The sequence below is a fragment of the Deltaproteobacteria bacterium genome (genome assembly GCA_011773515.1).
GTDB lineage: Bacteria > Desulfobacterota > Deferrimicrobia > J040 > J040 > WVXK01.
This window is the reverse complement of sequence record WVXK01000100.1, coordinates 16,904-17,280: the sequence shown is the minus strand read 5'-3', so window position 1 is coordinate 17,280 and position 377 is coordinate 16,904. Positions and strand designations below refer to the sequence as shown.

General features: G+C 49.9%; 1 protein-coding gene. It reads left to right on the top strand.

From position 1 onward, the window contains the following. Positions 1-377 (top strand): ACT domain-containing protein (locus tag GTN70_10995; protein NIO17491.1); only part of this gene is annotated, 377 nt, incomplete at both ends.

Below are 377 nucleotides of genomic sequence, written 5' to 3'. Positions count from 1 at the left end.
AGGGGTGCCCTTGCTGAATTTGATGAGCACGAAGTTGCACGTTTTCTCCAAAGTCTCCCGGAGAGATATTTTCTCTCGACACCGGAAGACAGGTTTTATGACCACTTTAAGCTTTTCTCCTCGTTTCAGGGAAAGCCGGTGGTTGATGTGAAAAACTATCCTGAAAAAAGGTATTCGGAGATGCTCGTTGTCTGCAGTGATTCCCACGGTCTCTTCTCCAAGATAACGGGCGTCATTGCAGGCCACAACGTAAACATTCTGGGAGCGAACGTGGCGACGTCGAACGAGAACGTTGCCCTCGATACCTTCCAGGTCAACTATCTCGGGGGTGCATTCCGGGACCCGACCAAGGTGACCAAACTCACGCAAGATTTAAA